The organism is Geothrix sp. PMB-07 (genome assembly GCF_030758935.1).
Taxonomy (GTDB): Bacteria; Acidobacteriota; Holophagae; order Holophagales; family Holophagaceae; genus Geothrix.
The window spans coordinates 1,380,426-1,399,451 of the sequence record NZ_CP132333.1 but is presented as its reverse complement, the minus strand read 5'-3'; the positions used below and the strand labels follow the sequence as shown (position 1 = coordinate 1,399,451).

Below are 19,026 nucleotides of genomic sequence, written 5' to 3'. Positions count from 1 at the left end.
TCGATGCGGGAAAGTAACGATCTCGCGAAATAGAAGAAACCTACTGCCCTTGGGGCGGAGCCGTCACCCAGGCTTCTCTGATGTGTTGAAAAGTCACACTAGATACACTTAATGTGCCCGTGGAACGAATTGACCAAATATCTGGTAGTAATTCCGGCGGTATTGTTTGGCTTATCCCACCGGCCCCTGTGCTTGGAGCCCCGCCTGTTAAATCCAATTGCTGCTTACCCATTCGGATTAGAGAAAGGTTAAAGGCACGCGTGGCCCCATCGCTCCCGGAGTGAGTCATTACTCCTACCGCGGAAATAGGCAGCACTTCTCCGGAACGATCCATACTCGCACTTAGAGTCTTCACCTGGGTCCGAAAAGCGCTAGCCGCTGTATCGGGAGCCGCTTTAGCCAATCCCGTCGTATCAGGCGTTAACCAATAGCAAGACCACTCGAGACCATTGTCGGCCACATTGCGAACCTCCGTGCCCTGGCGAGAGGTCCCCGAAATGATAATTTCCCTCAAGGAATTGCGGGCTAGAGATACACCAGAAACGGTTAGCAATACCAGCATCATCAGAGCAACCACAATGGTGATCCCACCCTTTTGGGCGTCAAATGCTGTGCGATTACAAGTTTGCATAAGACACCTAAATTAAAAATTGAGACCAAAATGACGAGGCAGGAGTATTAAGGATTGAGTTTGTTCCTTGTAGGCCAAGGCAGTACTGGTAGCCGAAAACTCTGCCCGGGCCTGAGCTGTGCGAGTGGTCACGTTAACTCTCACCAATAGCGGCACCGACCTAAACCAATGAGGACTGTTTTCAACCGCATTAAATCCGGGAGCACCTGCAGTAGTGAGTTGGGAATTCAAGGACGCCTTGATCTCAGCCCAGCTATTACCCGTTGTCCAAGTTGTACCGCGGTCCGCACTTAGGGAGACGGTAAACCGAGATACATTCTCAGCCACGATCGTAGTCAATGTGGCATCTGGGACAAAAGGCCCACTACCGGGATAATTGCCTTGTTCTCGAACCAAGCAAGGTATCCCAATCCCCGTCGGTTTCTGGGGATCCCAATTTTGACTAAAGATTCGATACCGGACGTACTGGGCGGGCTTGGCAATGAGAACCCCCTCGGTGGCCAAGTGTTTTTCGCCGAAGAGCCCATCAAGAGTAACCGTAGTGGTTTTCCCATCTGTACCAGGGGATGCCGAAATCACCTTTTTGTGTTCGTAGTTGCCCCTAGTAATCAACATCATACCAGCTTTAACCTGAGCAGCTTGGTCACTTCCGAGAAATTTAAGATCAACCCCACCGCCCACAGGGGCAGCAGCACCGCTTGCCACATATGAGGCCGTCCCGAGCGTATCCGATTTGAATGTGCCCTCGAATGGGAGGGGTTCGTCATAATAAAATAATAACTCGTCAGTAACTGCATCAGCGACAGGGATATCAGTCCCAGGAAAGGGAACCTTCGGATTGATCAAAAACCCTGGATTCGCGTCCATGATGCCGCGAGGTGGGGCCTCAAGCGCAAGATACTGACCGGCCGAATTGAGATCGTCACTTAGTAGATCCATGGCCAAACGGTTCCTTCTTGCTGAAGATATTCCCTCACCTGAGGTGACAAACGAAGAAAGACTCGATTTGAATACCGAGGACATTCCGGCCATCAATATCCCGGTGAAGACCAAAGCAACCAGCAACTCCACCAACGAAAAGCCCCTAGGGGATATCAGTCGATTACGCATAAGCCACCTGCCTCGTAAGTGTCACGGTTCGCGTGATGGTGGCCGTCGGATTGGCGGGGTTCGGTGTATCAGTATATGTAAGCACCAAGGTGAAACGCTTCGTACCGCCCGCGGCACTTATTGCCACGACGTCGACGCTAGAAATGACAGCCGTGAAGAAGGAGTTGGTTGAACTCGCCATCAACGTACCATCAAAGGCGTAGTATTGAGTGATGGGATCCGGACCAAAATAGGTTGTTGCAGGCGCAGTACCGGAAAATTTAAGAAAGAGCATTCGCTGTCGTCCTTCGGATTGAATGGACTCGAGAACCCCTTCTCCAACCATTACTGCCGTATTAAGAGCTCTACTACCTGAACTAGAACGTATGGACATAACTTGTAGCAATGCGAGCCCTAGAACGCCAACAGCCAAAACAAAGGCCGTAATTAAGAACTCGATCATGCTGAAACCATATTGCCGGGTACGCCAAAGCCTTGAGGTATGTTCAGTGTTCATAAACGCCTCCAGGTTGTTGCACCTTCTGGCTTATAGAATTTAAATACATTTGCCATGTTCCCCGGAACCACAATGACGCCAACGGGACCTCCCCTAACAACCCCACCACCTCGAAGACCCGTTACAAAGACACAAAAACCAGTCTGGAAGCGCTTTGTGGCGCCACTGATCACCACGGTCTTGTCCGTTCCTGGGCACAGATTGTTACCCAAAGCGGTCAGAAATGGTTCTGAATCTCCGGGAGGGACCGTCACCAAACCGGGTGCCCCTCCCAACGCAGTCGTATATCCAGCAACCGTTGCTACTCCAGCATATGTATGAATGGTCTGTCCCCTAGTATAGTGGGATTGAAACAATTCACTGGTTGAGCCAAGACGTTTACTCGCATCCGCTGGATCTGTGCGGCGACCGTCAATGGTCAATGTTCCCGCGACCCAGTCACCTGTCGCGAAAAGGTTTACATCCGTCCCGGTTGCCACGCTATTTCGTTGAGCGCTAAGCAAAACACCTTCAATCTCATCCATGACTCCCCGGACAGCGTTGCCTTTTCGATCACCAAGCATCGAAATACCAACAATCGCAAGGATTCCGACAATTGCAAATACAACAAGAAGTTCAGTGAGCGAGTAACCCCGCGAACTTTCCGGATGAAGGGATGTTTTCATGGGATGGCCTTTCATCGAGGTATAGGATCGACCTGGAGACCGACAAATTTACTTTAATCATAAGTAAAAATATATCAAACATTTAAATATATTCCAAATTTTAAAACCGAAATCCCCTCTCTTTGTGTGTATACTTTTTATACATCATCCAAATTGAATCGGATCCCGGTCCAGGCTGACGGCACCCGCCGGATCCAGCGGCTGGCGGGCGAGCACTTCACTTAGGGCGCCGCGAGTCCCCTTCAGCAGCAGGTGCATGCGCCAGCGGTCTCGGATTCTTGGGACGGGGGCTTCGAGGGGGCCGAGCACGCGGAGACCGGGCACAGACAACCGCTGGCGAAAACCCTCCAGGGCTTGGCGGGCTTCGGAGAGCGAGTCGGCCTCGGCCCGGTAAAGGGACAGGGCCGTGAAGGGGGGGTAGCCCAACCCCTCGCGGAAAGGCAGTTCGGAGGCAGCGAAGCCCTCGAAGTCCTGGGCCAGGGCGAAGCTGATGGCGGGGTGCTCGGGTGAATAGGTCTGGAGGATCACGCGACCGGAACGCTCGGCACGCCCGGCCCGTCCCGCCACTTGGGTGAGCAGTTGGAAGGTGCGTTCTGAGGCTCGGAAATCGGCCACCTTGAGGCCCTGATCGGCATTGAGCACGCCCACGAGGGTGAGCCCCGGGAACGTATGCCCTTTGGCCAGCATCTGCGTACCCACCAGGATGTCCACCTGACCCGCCTCTGCAGCCAGAAGACCCGCTTCAAGGGAGCCGCGGCGACGGGTGGTATCCCGGTCCAACCGGAGGATGCGAGCCGAGGGGAACAGCTGCGTGAGGTGCTCCTCCACCTGCTCGGTGCCCTCACCGACGCCCCGAAGGTGGTCCGCGCCGCAATCGGGACAGGCCTCAGGCGGCACGGTTTCGTGGCCACAGAGATGGCAGCGCAGGCGGTAATCACCTCGATGATAGGTGAGCGAAATGGCGCAGTGCGGGCAGCCCAGCGTCTTCCCACAGGCGCGGCACATCCAGAAGTTCTCGTAGCCACGCCGGTTCAGCAGCAGCAGGGCCTGCTCCCCTTTGGCCAGGGTGTCGGTGAGGGCCTGTTGAAGGGTGGGCGAGAGGATCACTTTGCGCCGCAATAGCCGGTAGGTGTCGCGGAGATCCACGATTTCCACTTTCGGAAGGGTGACGCCCACGGGCCGCTGTCTCAGTTGGATCAGGCGGTAGCGGCCCACCTTCGCCGCCTGCCAGCTCTCCAGGCTGGGCGTGGCGCTGCCCAGGACGATGGGGCACGCCTCCAGCTGGGCCCGCTTGATGGCCAGGTCCCGCGCATGGATGCGAGGGTGCTCTTCGGACTTGTAGGAGCCCTCGTGTTCTTCATCCACGATGATGAGCCCGATGTCGCGCAGGGGTGCCATGACCGCGTTGCGGACGCCCACAAAAAGATCCGCGCCATTGAAGAGCAGGCGCACCACATCGCCGTGTTTCTCCCCGACATTGAGGCCGGCGTGCCCCACCGCCACACGCCCGGGGAAGCGCGCCTCCAAGCGATCCAGCAGCCGGGCCGTGAGACCGATCTCGGGCACCAACCAGAGCACGCGGCGCCCCGCAGCCAGCACACGCTCAGCCAAGGCGAGGTAGACCTCGGTCTTGCCGGAACCCGTGACGCCCTGCAGCAGATGCACTCCGAAGGCGCCGAGGGTCACCGCTTCCAGTGCCGCCGACTGTTCTTCGCTGAGCACGACTGTGCGATCGGTGCCAGCCTCCCGACGCTGCGCCAGCAGATCCACCCGCTTCATGCGGGCGACGAGGCCGCGCTTTTCCAGGGTGCCCAGCACGGAAGCGCCGACGCCCGCGGATTCCAGCAGCTCGAGTTCCATCAGGGCGCCGCCAGCCTCCTCCAACGCCAGGAGGATCTTGGCCTGGGCAGGCGTCACCCGGGGCGGGTGCGGCGCACCCGTGAGGCGAACTTCCGTGAAGCCGGAACCACGCAGGGCGGTCCGGTGCAGAAGCGTCGGAAGGATGGAGGGGTCCCGGTGCCAGGCCTCGCCTAGATCCGCCAGCACATCCCAGGCGCCGCGATCGCGGTGAAAGGACAATCGCTGTCCATCCTCGTCCGCCTCCCACTGGGCCAGCAACGCCTGCGGCAGGCTCAGGGGCAGCAGCTGGGCTTCCAGGCAACCGTAGTAACGGGCCGCGAAGGCCTGCAGCTCCCGCAGCTTTGCAGGCAAGAGCGGAAAGGGATCCAGCACGGCCTCGATGGGGCGCAGCCTCGCCGCAGGTGGCGCAGGGTCCATGCCCATGGCCAGCCCCACGGCCACGCTGTTGCGCACCTTCACCCGCACACGCACCCCGGCGGGAAGACCTTCCGGGGCCAGGTAGGTGAGGGGCGGGAGAGGCCGGTTGAGCTGGACGCGCGCGGGTACCAAGATCATCGAGTCATCGGCCCTTCGCGGACAGAGCGCCCCAGCGGGCGGCCAAGTCGGGCCGATTCAAGCGCGTGGCCAGATCCCTGGCCTGTGCGGACAGGCCAGACCAGGCCTCCATGCCCATGACTTCATTCATCAGCTGATCCGCGGCGCCCACGTCACCTAAGGAGACAAGAGCCTCCATCAGGGGCGAAATCATGCGGTTCCAGATCATCTCGCCGCCGCCCCAGCGGTACTCCCCAGCCCGCACGTCCTCCCAGCGGGCCTCCATGACTTCACGGATGGCCGGCCAGTCCTTCCGTGCCCGGGCATCCTTCACGAACTCACTCAGGGCCATGCTCGGAGGCCAGTCTCCAGGCGATGTGCCGGGAAGGGGCTGCACGGTTTGGAGCAGCTGCACCAACGGCCAGCCACCACACTTTTGGGAAGCCTGCAGCCAGAGCATCCAGGCCTCGACACCGTTCGGTCTGCGCCGAACAGCCTCCTCCAGATCGCTCCGGTACCGATTCAAAAGGGCCACCATGGAAGGGGAATGCTCTGCTGCCGAACTCCTCAGGCGCACCCCCAGCTCCATTCCCACGGATTCCCACCGGCTCTGGAGGATCTGGTCCATCTGCTGAACAGCGGCCGACCAGAAGGTTTCATCCTGATCCGGCTCCAGCAGGCGGATTGGTTCAGGCGCTTCAGCGGTCGTTCCTGCCGGTTTGTCTTTGGACGTGGCGGCGCCCGCCAGGGCCCTGTTGGTTCGTCGGTTGGCCACGGCCATCAATTCGCCCAGAAGGGCCGAGCGCGCTTCCAGGTGATCGGGGTTCTGCCTCAGGAAGGTCTCCAGTTCCTGGGTTCTCGATTTCACGCCTGCCTGCTCGGCAGCCGCAACCAGGATGGGCACCGTGGGCTGGGAGGCGCCTTCCACCAGGATTCTGCCCTTGCCATCCACCAGAGCCCAGTGCGCACCTTTGGGCCAGTTGTAGCGATCACGGAGAATCGGGCTCAGGCCATCCGGCTTCTTCCCTCCTGAGCTCACCTTCAACGGCAGATTCAGCTGAACCAAACTGTCGTCGTCCAGGGCTGTGCGCACCGCGGCACCCCAGGCGGCGCCATCATCCTCCACCACCAGCCAGGTGCCCAGGCGGTTCTGCTTGAGCTCACGGTTGAAGGCCTCCTGCGGCGGCAGGGCTGATCGCTGGGCCATCAGGATGGCTGGCATCAACATCAGCAACGGACTGCGCATGGGAAGGCTCCGGCTGCCAAGTTACACTATCTGCATGCTGGTCCTGGGTCTGGAATCTTCCTGCGACGACTGCTCCGCCGCGGTGGTGGAGGAGACGGCCGCAGGCCCGGTGCTGCGCTCCCTGGTGCGCGAAAGCCAGGATGCCATCCACGGTCCGTTCGGCGGCGTGGTGCCCGAACTTGCCGCCCGCGAACACTTGCTGCAGGTGCGCGCGGTCATGGCTGGAGCCCTCGCCCAGGCCGGCATCGGGCTGCAGGATTTGGACCGTCTCGCGGTCACCCGGGGGCCTGGCCTGGTTGGCAGCCTGCTGGCCACCTTCAGCGCCAGCAAGGCCGTGGCCTGGCGCGAAGGCCTCGACTGGGTGGGCGTCCACCACCTGCTGGGGCACCTCAACGCGGCGCGGTTCGCTTCGCCGGATCTGGCTTTCCCGGCCCTGGTGCTGCTGGTGTCCGGCGGACACACACACCTCTACCTGGCCCAGGACTGGACCTCGCTCCAACTCCTGCAGAAAACCAGGGATGACGCCGCGGGCGAAGCCTTCGACAAGACCGCCCGCATGCTCAACCTGGGCTATCCCGGCGGCCCCCTGGTGGATGCCTGCGCCCAGGCCGCGAAACAGGCCGCCGAGCCTTTCACCCCACCCAAGTTCCGCGACGGCAAGGCCTCCTGGAGCTTCTCCGGCCTGAAGACCGGGGTGAAGCTGCGGGTGGAGCGGAACCCGCGGCTGGCCGAGGGAGGGGCCGAGGATGCCGAGGTGCAGGGCCTCTGCCGCAGCCTTCAGGAGGCCATCGCCACCTGGCTTCTGAAGCCCGTGCCGGGCCTGGCCGACCTCCATGGCGCTCGCAGCCTGGTCATCAGCGGGGGCGTGGCCTGCAATTCCCGCCTGCGCTCCGAAGCGGCGGCCCTGGCCGCGCGAACGGGGTTAGCCCTGGCCATCCCCGAACCCCGTCTCTGCACGGACAACGGCGCCATGATCGCCGCCGCGGGAGCGCTGCTGACACCCGAGTCGGATCCTTGGATCCAGAACGCCGATGCCGATCTGAAACTGGGAGCCTGACATGGAAGTGACCCGAGCCGATGTTTTGCGCTGCGCCGCGCTCACCCAGCTGAGCCTTCAGGAGGAAGAGATCGAGCCCATGCGCCGGGCCATGGAGCGCATGCTCACCCACGCGGCCAGCCTGGATGAGCTGCCCCTGGACCAGGTGGAACCCATGCTGGCGGGCCTGGGCCGTCCCCTGCCCCGCCGGGAGGACATTCCTCGGGATACCTTCACCCAGGCGCAGGCCCTGGCCAATGCCCCGGCCCAGGATCGTGGCTATTTCGTGGTACCGAAAGTGCTGTAGCGCGCGATTCGGCAGAGGCGTGACCTACCAGTCGCCACCACCGGAATCACCGCCGCCCGAATCACCGCCGCCCCAGTCGCCGCCCGAATCACCACCACCGGAATCCCCCCAGCCGCTGGAGTTGGATTCGCCCCAGTCACTGGAAGAGCTGTCACTGGAGCCACCGCCCCAACCATCGCTGTCGGAGTGATCATGGTGATGATGGCCACCGCCACCCATCATGCTTCCGATCATCATGCCCGTGAGCAGGCCGCCCATGCCGCCGCCGGACTGGCCGTAGCCGCCCTGCTGCATGGGCATCGAGCCCTGCATCGGTCCGCCATCCACCCCCAGCAGGCGCCGGGCTGAAGGCGGCAATTCCTCATCCTTGAGCGCCTGCACACCGGCCAGGGCCCCGCAGTAGCCGCAGGTCCACTTCACCGAACGCAAACCGTCCCAGTCCTGCTTCATCTTGTCGCCGGAGGCGCCGCAGGTGGGGCACTTGGGGTAGGGGCAGGGAAAGGTGTGGGGCTCCAGCGGACCCGTGGGCAGGGCCCGGCGGGAGGCGCCCAGCTGTTCAGGCTGGTCCTGCTTGCCCCGGAGCACCAGGTAAAGCCCGACGCCGATGATGATGAGGATGAGAAGCATGGTCATGGGATGAACCTATGAAAGACCCGCGCCGGTTGGCGTGGAGGGTGCCACGCATGGGCTACGGAGCATGCGAGGGGAAGCGTAGCAGGAACTCCCTCCAGGATCCCGAAAGACCGTTCGGGGCAGCCAAACGTTCCGTCTTCGGCGCTCCGCGGCACTTGCTGGCATCATCAGCAGCATGCAGCCACGCATTCCGCTTCCGGAGGACCGGCCCTGGCGCGTCCTGGGCCTGATGTCGGGCACCAGTGCCGACGGCGTGGACGCCGTCCTCATCGAAGTGGCCCCCGGTGGTTTCGAGGGGGGGACGCCCTTCCTGCGCCTGCTGGGGCACCATCCCTGGGCCTATCCAGCCGCTCTTCGCGACCAGGTGCTGGCCGCGGCCTCGAATCGGTTGAGCCCGGCGGACCTCTGCATCCTCCAGCGGCGCCTCGGCGATCATCACGCCCAAGCCGCCAACGACCTCTGTGGGCAGTTGTCCCTTCGCCCTGATTTGGCCAGCCTCCACGGCCAGACGGTGCAGCACCACCCGGACCAGGGCGCCAGCCTTCAGTTGGCGGATCCCTACGTGCTGGCCGAAGGCCTGGGCTGCCCGGTGGTGTGGGATCTGCGCCGCCGCGACCTGGCCTTGGGCGGCCAGGGGGCGCCTCTGGTCCCCCTGCCGGAGCGCTGGCTCCACGGGGCGGCCCCCTGGTTGGCCCTGAACCTGGGTGGCATCGCCAACCTGACGTTCTGGGATGGACAGCGCACCCGCGCCTGGGACACAGGCCCCGCCATGTCCCTGTTGGACCTCGCGGCCCAGCGCTGGCTGCACTTGCCCTTCGATCCGGAAGGCGCTGCCGCCACGGGCCAGGTGGCCCAGCCCCTTCTGGAACGCTGGCTCCGCCATCCCTACTTCCAGCTTGCACCACCCAAATCCACGGGGCGTGAAGTGTTCGGCGAGGCCTGGATCGCCTCCGAATTCCAGGCCCTGGAGGCCATGCCCAGGCCCGACCGCCTGGCCACCCTGGCCGCTTTCACAGCCGCCTCCGTGGCGCACGAAACCGAGCGCCTCCGGCCTTGGCCTGCGAACCTTCGTGGCCTCGTGAGCGGGGGTGGCGCGCGGCACCAGAGGTTGCGCCAAGAGCTGGCCCAGCGCCTGCCGCTGCGCCTGGAAGATGACGCTGTCTTCCCCGCGGGCGCCCGGGAAGCCGTGAGCTGGGCCCTGCTGGGCGCCGCCAGCGCCCTGGGCATTCCCGGCAACCTGCCCGAGGTCACCGGCGCCTCAAAGCCAGCCGTGCTGGGGAGCTGGGTATGGCCGTGAGGTGGGGCCGCTGGATCGACCACCTGCCCCTGTGGGTCGCCCTCGGTGCCACGATCTCCGCAGGCATCTACGAACCCCGGGAACTGGCGCTCATGGCCCTTCCGCTGGGAGTGGCGGCCGTGGTCGAGGCCTTCCGTTGGGATTTCGGCCCACGCCATCGCTGGCTGGAATTCGGCGCCCTGCTCTACTTCCTGGCCCACCTCGCCTGGGGCGGCGGCCCCTTCATGGTGGCCATTCACACCCTGTATGTGCTGGGCGCCATCCGCCTCGCCCTGCCCCGGGAGGTTGCCCAGCGCCGCCAAGTGGTCCTGATCGGGTTCGTGCTGTTTCTCACCACGGCCATGGGGCCCAGCGATGTGACCTTCCTCCTGTGGACCCTGGCCTGGTTCGGCGTGGCCGCCCTGGCCTTGTTGCAGCAAAGCTGGGAGCCATCCGCGGCCCTGCGCAGGGGCGCATTCTCGCGCCCACCCTACGGCCGGGTGCCGCTGTGGATCGGCGGCGCGCTGATCCTGGCCAGCGGGTTGTTTGTCATCATGCCGCGCCTGAACCTCGGCCTGCGGCCCCGCTTCCTGCTCGGGGCCTCGCAGGCCTTCGGCCAGGCGGGACTGGGTGACCGCCTGGACCTATCCATCGGAGGGCCCATCGCCTCCAACCCCGAGGTAGCCCTGCGCATCACCCCCCCTTCGGATGTGGATCCTGTCCGTGAATCCCAATGGAGTCGCGGCCTCAGCCTGCTGCGCGGCATCACGCTGGAAACGGTGCGGGGCTTCCAGTGGGAACCATCTGAATACCGGCCCACCACTTTCGATGCACTGGGCTCTGCCGCGGGCAACCGGAGAGCGGAGTTCCTCTTCGCACCGAATCCGCAGGGCCTGCTGGCCCTGCCCCCTGGCCTCACCCAATTGGATCCCTGGGATCCCTACCTGACCGCGGGATATGGCGGGAGCATCCGCTGGCGCTCGGTCCGCGCCCGCACCCTGCCCATCACGGCCACTTGGAATCCCAGCCTGGGTGAACCGCGGGAACCCCGGTTGTCGCCCCGGCGTTGGAGCCTTCTCACGCATCTGGACCCGGAACACGAAGCAGCCCGCCGAGCGAGCCAGCAGTGGGCCCCGGCCAACCTGCCACCACGACAGCTCGCGGCCGCCCTCGAGAAAACCCTGCAAGGTCTCACCTACACGCTGGAGAACCCCTCCGGCAAAGCCGCCAACCCGTTGCAGGATTTTCTTGAGCACACCCGGGCCGGCCATTGCGAATACTTCGCCTCGAGCCTGGCCCTCATGTTGCGCGCCCGGGGTGTGCCGGCGCGGGTGGTGAATGGCTACCGGCTGGGGCCCTGGGTTCCCGAGGGCGGCTACTTCCGCGTGAGCCAGAATGAGGCCCACAGCTGGGTGGAGTACTGGGACGACGGGCGCTGGTGGACGGCGGACCCCACACCTCGGGGTGTCGGCACAGAGGGTTCGCAAGCGGGCGGCCTGAACCTGCTCGAGCGCTGGGCCGATGCGGTCCGCTACCGGTGGGACCGCTACGTGGTGCGCTTCTCAGACCAGGATCAGCAGACCGGCCTCTCCTGGTTCCAGAGCCAAGTCCAGGACTGGGAGTGGCGCTGGAAGGCGCCTCGTCGGGAAGTCGCATGGGGGCTCGGCGCCCTCGTATCGGCCTACCTGCTCTGGCGCACCCGAGGCCGGTGGCAGGTTGCGCCCACAGGCCCTGGGCGCATCCGAGCCCTGCGGCCCCTGCTCAGCGCCACCCGCCAGAGCACGCCGCCCCTCCCCGGTGAAACCGCTCGCGCCTGGCTGCTGCGCCTGAGTGGGCACCGCCCGGAGCGGCGAGAAGCCCTCCTGGCCCTGGCCGATGCCACGGATGCCCAGGCTTACGGCCCCGGACATGATGCGGCCTCCACCTTGGCGAAGGCAGAGGCCGCGGCCTGGCGGGGCTGGAGGGCCCCTATTTCTCGGTGAACTTGTCGAAGGCCTTCATCAGTTCCATGGGCAGGGGGAAGACAATGGTGCTGTTCTTCTCCACGGCAATTTCCGTGAGGGTCTGCAGGTAGCGCATCTGGATGGCCGTGGGGTTCTGGCTGATCTTGTTGGCGGCTTCCAGCAGCTGCTGGGAGGCCATCAGTTCGCCCTCGGCGGCGATGATCTTCGCGCGCTTCTCGCGTTCGGCTTCGGCCTGCTTGCCCATGGCGCGCTGGATCTGTTCCGGAAGATCCACGCTCTTCAGCTCCACGCTGCTCACTTCCACACCCCAGGGCTCGGTGGAGCGGTCGATGATTTCGCGCAGGCGGGCGCTGAGCTTCTCGCGGTCCGCCAGCAACTCGTCGAGGCTCACTTCGCCCAGGATGGAGCGCAGCGTGGTCTGGGCGATCTGGCTGGTGGCGTAGTAGTAGTTCTCCACGCCGATGATGGCCTGCTTGGGATCGAGCACCCGGGAATACACCACGGCGCTCACCTTCAGGCTCACGTTGTCGCGGGTGATCACGTCTTGGCTGGGCACCTCCAGCACGGTGGTGCGCAGGCTCACGGTGACGGCGGTCTGGAAGGGGCGCCACACGAAGCAGAGGCCGGGGCCCTTGGGATGCTCGTCCACCTTGCCCAGGGTGAAGATCACCAGCCGCTCGTACTCGTTCACCACCTTGAGGCAGGAGAACAGGTAGATCACGACGAAAACCGCCACGGGGCCGAGGCAGCCGAAGGGGGTGAGCAGGGCGTCCATGGTGGATCTCCTTGGGATGGAATGATCCAGTCTACGCCCGGCGGGCCCACCTAGGGTGGGATTGCCGGTTTGAACCTTAAGTGGGATTTTGGATGAAGATCGTGGTGGCTGTGATGTGTCCGCGGCCGTCCGGGTATCCGAACACCCTGATCGGCCACCCCCGCGCAAGATAGCTTTGGAACGAGTTGAGTCCAGATGCGGTCGAGAGATCAAAGGGTTCAGTGTCAATGCCGAACCCCCCGTACGGCGGCGGGTTGATGCCACGGTTGTTGTAAGCCTTCGTGGTCGCCACACTCACATCCACCGTGATGGTCTGGGTGCCTCCAGGCAAGGACAAGCCGAAGGATCCACCGCCGGCGGCGGCAATCCAAGGCGAGGCCACGCTGCCATCAGGAAGTCGCAGGCTCTGGAATTCCGTAGTCTGAGCGGTCCATCCATTGGGATTGGCGGCATCGCCCCAAACCGCACCCGTGGAGGTCCAGGGGACGAAGACACCCGCCGTACCACCAAAATCCACGGACCGACTCGCGAATCCGGCGAAATCCACTCCGTCAGTTGCTTTGGACAGGTCGTTCGACCAGGTGAACCCCTTGGCAAAAGGCAGGTCCACGATGTAATGCCCGGTATAAGGCTCGGGATAAGTAAACTGCTGGCTCTCGCAGGTGAACTGGGTTCCAGTGACCATGGATGGGCTCCCACTGAACCGGGCCGCCAGGATTTCCACCGTGCGGATCACAAAACTTTTGCCCGACCGACCGGAGGAAACAAAGACCCTGAAGCCCTTGGCCAAGCGGTTAGACGACAGAAAGGAGGGCCCAGAACCGATGGGGATCGCATCGGCCTCGGGTTTGGTTGGGTTCCGCAGAAAGAATTGGGTCTGAGCATCCACCTCGCCACTCATGCCGCCAAAACCACCGCCGTTAGAGGTCCACCCGAATGTCCCTTCCACAACAAGCACGTTCTGGCCGGGAATAAGCTGAATGACATGCCCATCCACCAGGCTTCCGAACACCTGCCCGGGAGTCCACACTCGGGCAGCCACGATGCTCCCGTCTGCCTGAAGCCGTCCCGAAACCACGACTTGGCTGGTCGAGAGCAGCGAAGACAGCGTTGAGAAATCTTTGACGACACGACTGGTGTCCGCAGAGCCATCCCGGAAGAGGGTGCCGTTGGTGACATCAGGGCGGATCTTCAGGAATTGAGGGATCACCACACTTCCCACAATACCTGCTCCGATGCGCTGGGAAAGGAGCATGGAACTGCCGTCCGTTGCGATGGATGGGATGGTCCCCCACATGGGCTGCAGGATCACCTGGGACACGTCCCCAATGAGGCGCTGGCTAAGCACACCATCCAAATCCAAGCTCCATTGGTTGTAACCCGGCGTCCCGTGAGCCACCAGGAAGGTCGGCCTGGAGAGATCAAAAGCCAGGTCCAGCAGGTTCCCTTTGTCCGTCGTAACCACCAGGGGAGCCTGAAGGGGGATGGTGCGGGTCAGGAGGGGTCTTCCCGTGGAGGAATCCAGGCCCAAGAGTGAGACAGACGTGTCGTAGGAACCTGATGCAATGCCTGGGAATCCAACCGACGGGTTTTCTGATGGATCGATTTCAACAGCGCTGGGAGTTCCTAGCGTGGGTCCCACAATGGTCAATGTCGCGTCAGTGTAGGTGCCCACGGGTACCGAGAAATTGCCCACCAACTGTTCCGTGTGATCGAGCAGGGCGAGGTTGATGGGGAGTCCAGGCGAGGGTGCCGTGAACAGCGCCACCGGCTTCCCGCCCCCTTTGGGCGTGAGTTCAATGCTCTGGAGGGTGATATCAACGCCCTGCCAATCGTCGATGCCATTTCCGGTGAAGCACAGGGCAACGTTCCCAGTGGAGGGTGGCAGCGTATGCGTTCCATGATGGGACCCAGTGCAGGCATTCATTAGCACGAGCACAGCAATGCCTAGAAGTCGAGCGAAGGGCAAATTGAGTGGCATCACGGAACCTCCAGAAGTCATGGAAGAACCTGATTTTCAACGGAGCACCACTCCCCTGGGAGGTACAATTCCGACAATTGCGGGGGTACAGTGAAACGGGGAAATGATCTGGAACTCAACCTCGTTCCTGGTTCCCACGCCCCTCTTTATCTCCAGGTCGCGGAGGCGATCACGGAGGCCATCCTGCAGGGACGCCTCCATCCAGGCATGGCGCTGCCAAGCGTGCGGGTCATGTCCGAGCGATTGAGTGTGACGGTCAACACCATCTTGGCAGCCTTGCGTGAGCTCCAGTCGCAAGGCTGGCTCACCTCCCAGGAACGATGTGGGTTCTTCGTGACGGGCACCCACCCCACTGAAGCCGGCCATCCCTCCGAGAACAAGCCCGACCCCCCAGGCTTTGATCTACCAGCGCATCTTCGACCCGTCACAAGCACGGCCAATGTGGCAATGGACCTTTCGGATGGCTGCGGCGACGCCCGCCTCGCCCCCTTCCAAGCCCTGGGCCGGGCCTATCAGCGAGGACTCAGGCTCAAAGGCGCCCAGTTGATGGGAACCCGCGATCCGCTGGGACTATCTCGTCTTCGAGAGGCACTGGCAAATCATCTGGGCAGCCACCGAAGCCTCAGCGTCGACCCAGACCGGATTCTGATCCTTCGTAGCACTTCCATGGCTGTGACCCTCGTGGCTCAGACCCTCATTGGAAGCCAAGGTGGCGTGGTGGCGGTCGAAAATCCGGGTCATCCGGAGGTCTGGGAAACCCTCAGGCAGGCTTGCACGGCCAATCTCCGCAGCGTTCCTGTGGACCTAGAGGGAGTAAAGGTGGATGCCCTCGAAGCGATCCTTGAGGAAGGCCCCCTCAAACTGCTCATCCTCACACCTCAGTGCCATTTCCCTACAGGGGGTCGCCTGGGAACGCCTCGCCGTTCCCAGGTCCTGGAGCTGTCCCGGCGCTACCGGTTCCCCATCTTGGAACTGGACGCCGAACACGATTATCTTTCCGCTCCTGAATCTCTGGCAGCTCTGGATCCCGGACAAGTGCTCCATGTGGGAAGCCTCTCCAGAATCTTCGCTCCAGGCCTACGGGTATCCTACCTGGTAGTACCGAGCGCTCTGGCCGCGCTCCTCGCTCGCGCGAAACAGCACCTCGATTGGCAAGGAGATCCCGCGCAGGAATGGGCCTTATCCGAACTTTTTTTGGATGGTGAAATCCAACGCCAAATCCTTCGCGTCAGGAAGGCCGCCGGGGAGCGCAGCGAAGCCCTCCAGGACGCTCTTAGGCATGGGATGGGTGACTGTTTGAAGTGGCGATCTGGCGCCATGGCTTTCTGGATGGAGGGCAAGGGATTCTTGTCTGATCCACTGGCCTTCAACGTCTGGGTCAAAGCCTGTCAGGCCCGGGGAATGAAGCTCCGACCCGGCCGTTACTATCAACTTGATGGTGCTGACCTCGCGGCCACCCGACTGGGATTCACGGCCTTTACACCGGAAGAACTCCAGAAGGCGGTGGCCATGATGCGATAGCCTTCATGCCCCTCAGGCAAACGAGCGTCTCCCCATCTTCAGGGCGCTCCGAGGGATCCTTCTGACAGAGGCGTTTTACCAGATTCACAAGCATCCGTGGGGTTTCGGGCCGGATCTCGGCAAGATCCGGCAAAGGGCCGACACGGTGGGATTCGAGGATCTGAAATGGAGACGAGCCGCTGAAAGGAGGGTGACCTGTGAGCATCTCGAAAAGAATCAGCCCAAGGGCGTACCGATCCGCCGGAGGTCCAACCTGGGGATTGACTAAACACTCCGGGGCAGCATAAGCAGGCGTCCCAAGGAACATGGTTGACGTCACTCCACCCGCATCCAACACCCGGGCGATCCCGAAATCCATGACCAACGCGCCATCTTGGTTGAGCATGATGTTCGCGGGTTTGAGATCCCGATGCACCACGCTCTGCTCATGGGCATGCGCAATGGCCTCTGCGATGTCAATCGCGAGGTGAATGACCTGGGGAATGGGAAGCGGTCCCGCCCTTCTCAAGTAGCCTTCCAGCGTGATGCCTTTGACGAAAGCCATGGCGAGCCAAAGATCATCCTCCCGGATGTCGGGGGTGAGGATGCTCACGAGGTGAGGGTGTTGCAGCCTCGCTCCTAGAGAGGCTTCCCGGCGAAATCGGGCTCGGAATAGAGGATCCTGCGCCAAATGGCGGTGGGGAACCTTGATGGCCACTTCCGCCCCAGTGACCCGATGGATCCCGTGATAGGCCGAGGCGCTGCCACCTTCCCCCAACAGCCGCAGCGCACGGTATGGACCGAAATCCCGATGCAGATTCGGATCCGACCCGATCGGTGGAGCATCCCATGCTGGGCGTTTCCTTTTCCGCGACATCCAGGCAAGTCCCGCTGCGCCCATGGTCATGGCACCCAGCATCCAGGTCCAAGTGGGTCTCGCCGGTTTGGTGGGTGAAGCCATCGCCACCTGATCAGGCGCGGAAGGCGGTGGGGCCGCATCCACGACGACCCCTTCAATTCGGGGTGAGGACCTGGGCGGGATCGAAGTGGGCTTGTCTCGGATCGGAACCGGTTCGGCCTGCTTCCCTGTAGAAGCTTCTTGAGCCACAGGCTCCAGGTGAGCAGCCGGCATGGCCGTCTGAGGTGGAAGGGGCCAGGCAACGGAGGGTGGCATTTCCGCTGAGCCTGGTTTCTGTATTGAAGGCATGGGCTGATTCTGAGCCGGGAGCGCAGCTGAGCGCTTCTGAAGTTGCCTCCTCAGGGATTCCCGCGCGGCCACGGGCTCAACGCCATGGCGATCAGCAAGCGCCAAGGCCCTTTCAGCTCCAGTTGTGTCACCCAAGAAGAAATAGGACTCCGCAAGATGCAGGTAGGGGTAGTAGGTGGGAAGAAAATTGAGCCCATAGGTCTTCACCTGCTCCCCCGGCTTGGGCTCCATGGCGATGGCCCGAGTGAAGGCCTGGATCGCCAGTGAATGGTCCCCGCGACGCTGAGCTTCCAACCCGTCCTGGTAGGCGGAATAAAAGGTGAACCACGTCGGCCCCGAGATCAGGAGGAATGCAAACCCTGAACGTCGCATGGCCTTCACTCTCCGTCGAAGATCCAGGTAATGGCACGGTGAACGGAGTCTGTATCGAATTGATAAATGCAAGACGCATAGTACCGATACTCCCTCAGCCGCTCGAACCCGTAGGCGATGGATGCCACGCCTCCGATGGGTGCGTCCGTATTGAACCGAGAAATGAACCGGTGTTCATGCGTGGCCTTCAACCCCACATCCAAGGTAAGGTCTTTCAACTTGATCCCAGTGCCAAGGGTCCAGCCTTCAGTCACCCGTTGCGCTCCGGTCAAGGTGTCCACGATGGGTTGAGGCTCTCGGAATAGCCCGGCCCTCAAGGGAATGACCGATCTGGGGCTAACCCAAGCCAACCACTCCACCCCCAGCCTCTTCGTGGTGGCCTTTGGAGTCACACTCACCCGTTCCAGGTCAAACCAGTTGGATCCATCCAAGGATGTGCCCGTCCCCGTGAGTCGGGCATGCGACCAGGGGGTGAAGCTCCAATCCGTCGTGACGAGGACTCGAGATCCAAGGTGCAGGCCGAATCCCCCAGTCCAGGTTTCAGGCCATTTGATTTCAGCCGCAGTGGCGAGGCCGGTCTCCTGTTTGATGAGCCCGGTCACCGAGTCCACGTACTTGTAGTCGTTCGTGAATACATAAGAGGCCCTGAAGGGGGTGCGGTAGGTCATGCCGATGTTCAACCACTGGGAGCGCCAGATCAATCCAAGGGTGGCGTTCAAACCATGGAACGTGCTCTCCTGCGAGAGTTCGGAATCGAACAACAAGTTCACGCCCGACGTGGTCCGCTGAGAAAAGGAGCTGAAAGTCGACCTTCCCTGCCAGCTGTTAACAGCCACTCCCAGCAGCATGCGGTGGGAGACTTCAGCCCCCAAAGCGACCGAAAACACGTTCACCCCACCCGTCTGATGAACCTGCTGGCTGATCGCCTGAGACGTGGCTCCGCCGTTGGAGGATGCCAAGTAATCCACGTCGCTGTTATAGGCAAAATCGAAGGCCTTCTGGTAGCTCAAGAGGAAGACGATGTTTCTTCCGTTGAGTTTCCATGGCACCGAGAAGGATGCGAAACCTGGAGAGACAGCCCTTTCAGAATTGGAGGTGTCTTCAAACGCGGTGGCCGCTCCAGAATTTCCACCCGTAAACCCCGTGAAATCCATTCCCCGGCTGTACCCCTGGGTGACCACGGAAACCTCAGGACGGATGAGTTGAGCCAATCCAGCGGGGTTGTACGATACCGCTGTGGCGTCGTCGGCGATGGCGGTGAAGGCCCCTCCCATCGCCATGGCTCTGGCCCCGGCTCCTTCTACCGTAAAAGCCGTCCGAGCTTGTTGGGTGAGGAGGGAAAAGGGGGCCGGGGAACCAACTGAGGTCTGAGCCATGAGCCCCACAGAAGTGCAGGGAAGGGATAGAACGAGGATGCATTTCAAAGGTGCTGT

16 protein-coding genes are annotated in these 19,026 nt (G+C 62.2%); 5 read left to right on the top strand and 11 right to left on the bottom strand.

The features are described 5' to 3' along the window. Window positions 1-40: 40 nt before the first annotated feature. The 6 genes from Q9293_RS18660 to Q9293_RS06115 all read right to left on the bottom strand — a co-directional run bounded on the left by Q9293_RS18660 (window position 41) and on the right by Q9293_RS06115 (window position 6,542). Window positions 41-562 (bottom strand): hypothetical protein, encoded by a 522-nt coding sequence (locus tag Q9293_RS18660; RefSeq protein WP_372342200.1) that lies wholly within the window; start codon window positions 560-562, stop codon window positions 41-43. Window positions 563-643: 81 nt separating this feature from the next. After that, window positions 644-1,702, bottom strand: coding sequence for a hypothetical protein (locus tag Q9293_RS06135; RefSeq protein WP_306252421.1), 1,059 nt, complete (start codon window positions 1,700-1,702; stop codon window positions 644-646). Window positions 1,703-1,733: 31 nt separating this feature from the next. Continuing rightward, window positions 1,734-2,237 carry a prepilin-type N-terminal cleavage/methylation domain-containing protein gene (locus Q9293_RS06130; protein ID WP_306251082.1) on the bottom strand — a complete coding sequence of 168 codons (504 nt, stop codon included), beginning with the start codon at window positions 2,235-2,237 and terminating at the stop codon, window positions 1,734-1,736. After that, complete coding sequence (locus Q9293_RS06125) at window positions 2,234-2,902, bottom strand: Tfp pilus assembly protein FimT/FimU (protein ID WP_306251080.1); 669 nt, start codon at window positions 2,900-2,902, stop codon at window positions 2,234-2,236. The genes Q9293_RS06130 and Q9293_RS06125 overlap by 4 nt, the downstream gene beginning before the upstream one ends. Before the next feature lie 144 nt (window positions 2,903-3,046). Further along, window positions 3,047-5,317, bottom strand: coding sequence for a primosomal protein N' (priA, locus tag Q9293_RS06120; RefSeq protein ID WP_306251078.1), 2,271 nt, complete (start codon window positions 5,315-5,317; stop codon window positions 3,047-3,049). Window positions 5,318-5,321: 4 nt separating this feature from the next. Further along, window positions 5,322-6,542 (bottom strand): hypothetical protein, encoded by a 1,221-nt coding sequence (locus Q9293_RS06115; protein ID WP_306251076.1) that lies wholly within the window; start codon window positions 6,540-6,542, stop codon window positions 5,322-5,324. A gap of 34 nt (window positions 6,543-6,576) precedes the next feature. Here Q9293_RS06115 and tsaD point away from each other — a divergent pair, with 34 nt between their 5' ends. Then, a complete protein-coding gene (gene tsaD, locus Q9293_RS06110) occupies window positions 6,577-7,599 on the top strand; it encodes a tRNA (adenosine(37)-N6)-threonylcarbamoyltransferase complex transferase subunit TsaD (protein ID WP_306251074.1) in 1,023 nt (340 codons plus the stop codon). A gap of 1 nt (window position 7,600) precedes the next feature. Next, window positions 7,601-7,885: an Asp-tRNA(Asn)/Glu-tRNA(Gln) amidotransferase subunit GatC gene (gene gatC, locus Q9293_RS06105; protein ID WP_306251071.1), complete on the top strand. Its 285-nt coding sequence runs from the start codon at window positions 7,601-7,603 to the stop codon at window positions 7,883-7,885. Between the two features lie 24 nt (window positions 7,886-7,909). On the opposite strand, the gene Q9293_RS06100 is transcribed toward gatC, so the two are convergent. Then, complete coding sequence (locus Q9293_RS06100) at window positions 7,910-8,518, bottom strand: hypothetical protein (RefSeq protein ID WP_306251069.1); 609 nt, start codon at window positions 8,516-8,518, stop codon at window positions 7,910-7,912. 175 nt (window positions 8,519-8,693) lie between these two features. Here Q9293_RS06100 and Q9293_RS06095 point away from each other — a divergent pair, with 175 nt between their 5' ends. Beyond that, complete coding sequence (locus Q9293_RS06095) at window positions 8,694-9,815, top strand: anhydro-N-acetylmuramic acid kinase (RefSeq protein ID WP_306251067.1); 1,122 nt, start codon at window positions 8,694-8,696, stop codon at window positions 9,813-9,815. Beyond that, a complete protein-coding gene (locus Q9293_RS06090; protein ID WP_306251064.1) occupies window positions 9,806-11,776 on the top strand; it encodes a DUF3488 and transglutaminase-like domain-containing protein in 1,971 nt (656 codons plus the stop codon). Before Q9293_RS06095 ends, Q9293_RS06090 begins: the two co-directional genes overlap by 10 nt. Here Q9293_RS06090 and Q9293_RS06085 read toward each other — a convergent pair. Further along, on the bottom strand, window positions 11,763-12,533 hold the full coding sequence (locus Q9293_RS06085) for a slipin family protein (protein WP_306251062.1): 771 nt from the start codon (window positions 12,531-12,533) through the stop codon (window positions 11,763-11,765). The genes Q9293_RS06090 and Q9293_RS06085 overlap by 14 nt on opposite strands. Before the next feature lie 76 nt (window positions 12,534-12,609). Next, a complete protein-coding gene (locus Q9293_RS06080) occupies window positions 12,610-14,514 on the bottom strand; it encodes a DUF4382 domain-containing protein (protein WP_306252419.1) in 1,905 nt (634 codons plus the stop codon). Between the two features lie 90 nt (window positions 14,515-14,604). On the opposite strand from Q9293_RS06080, the gene Q9293_RS06075 reads away from it, so the two are divergent. Next, the gene (locus tag Q9293_RS06075) at window positions 14,605-16,035 is read left to right on the top strand and encodes a PLP-dependent aminotransferase family protein (RefSeq protein WP_306251060.1); all 1,431 of its coding nucleotides are present in this window, start codon (window positions 14,605-14,607) and stop codon (window positions 16,033-16,035) included. Here Q9293_RS06075 and Q9293_RS06070 read toward each other — a convergent pair. Beyond that, a complete protein-coding gene (locus Q9293_RS06070; RefSeq protein ID WP_306252417.1) occupies window positions 15,992-16,891 on the bottom strand; it encodes a serine/threonine-protein kinase in 900 nt (299 codons plus the stop codon). The two genes, Q9293_RS06075 and Q9293_RS06070, sit on opposite strands and share 44 nt — an antisense overlap. Before the next feature lie 707 nt (window positions 16,892-17,598). After that, window positions 17,599-18,873: an OmpP1/FadL family transporter gene (locus Q9293_RS06065; RefSeq protein ID WP_306251058.1), complete on the bottom strand. Its 1,275-nt coding sequence runs from the start codon at window positions 18,871-18,873 to the stop codon at window positions 17,599-17,601. Window positions 18,874-19,026 lie beyond the last annotated feature (153 nt).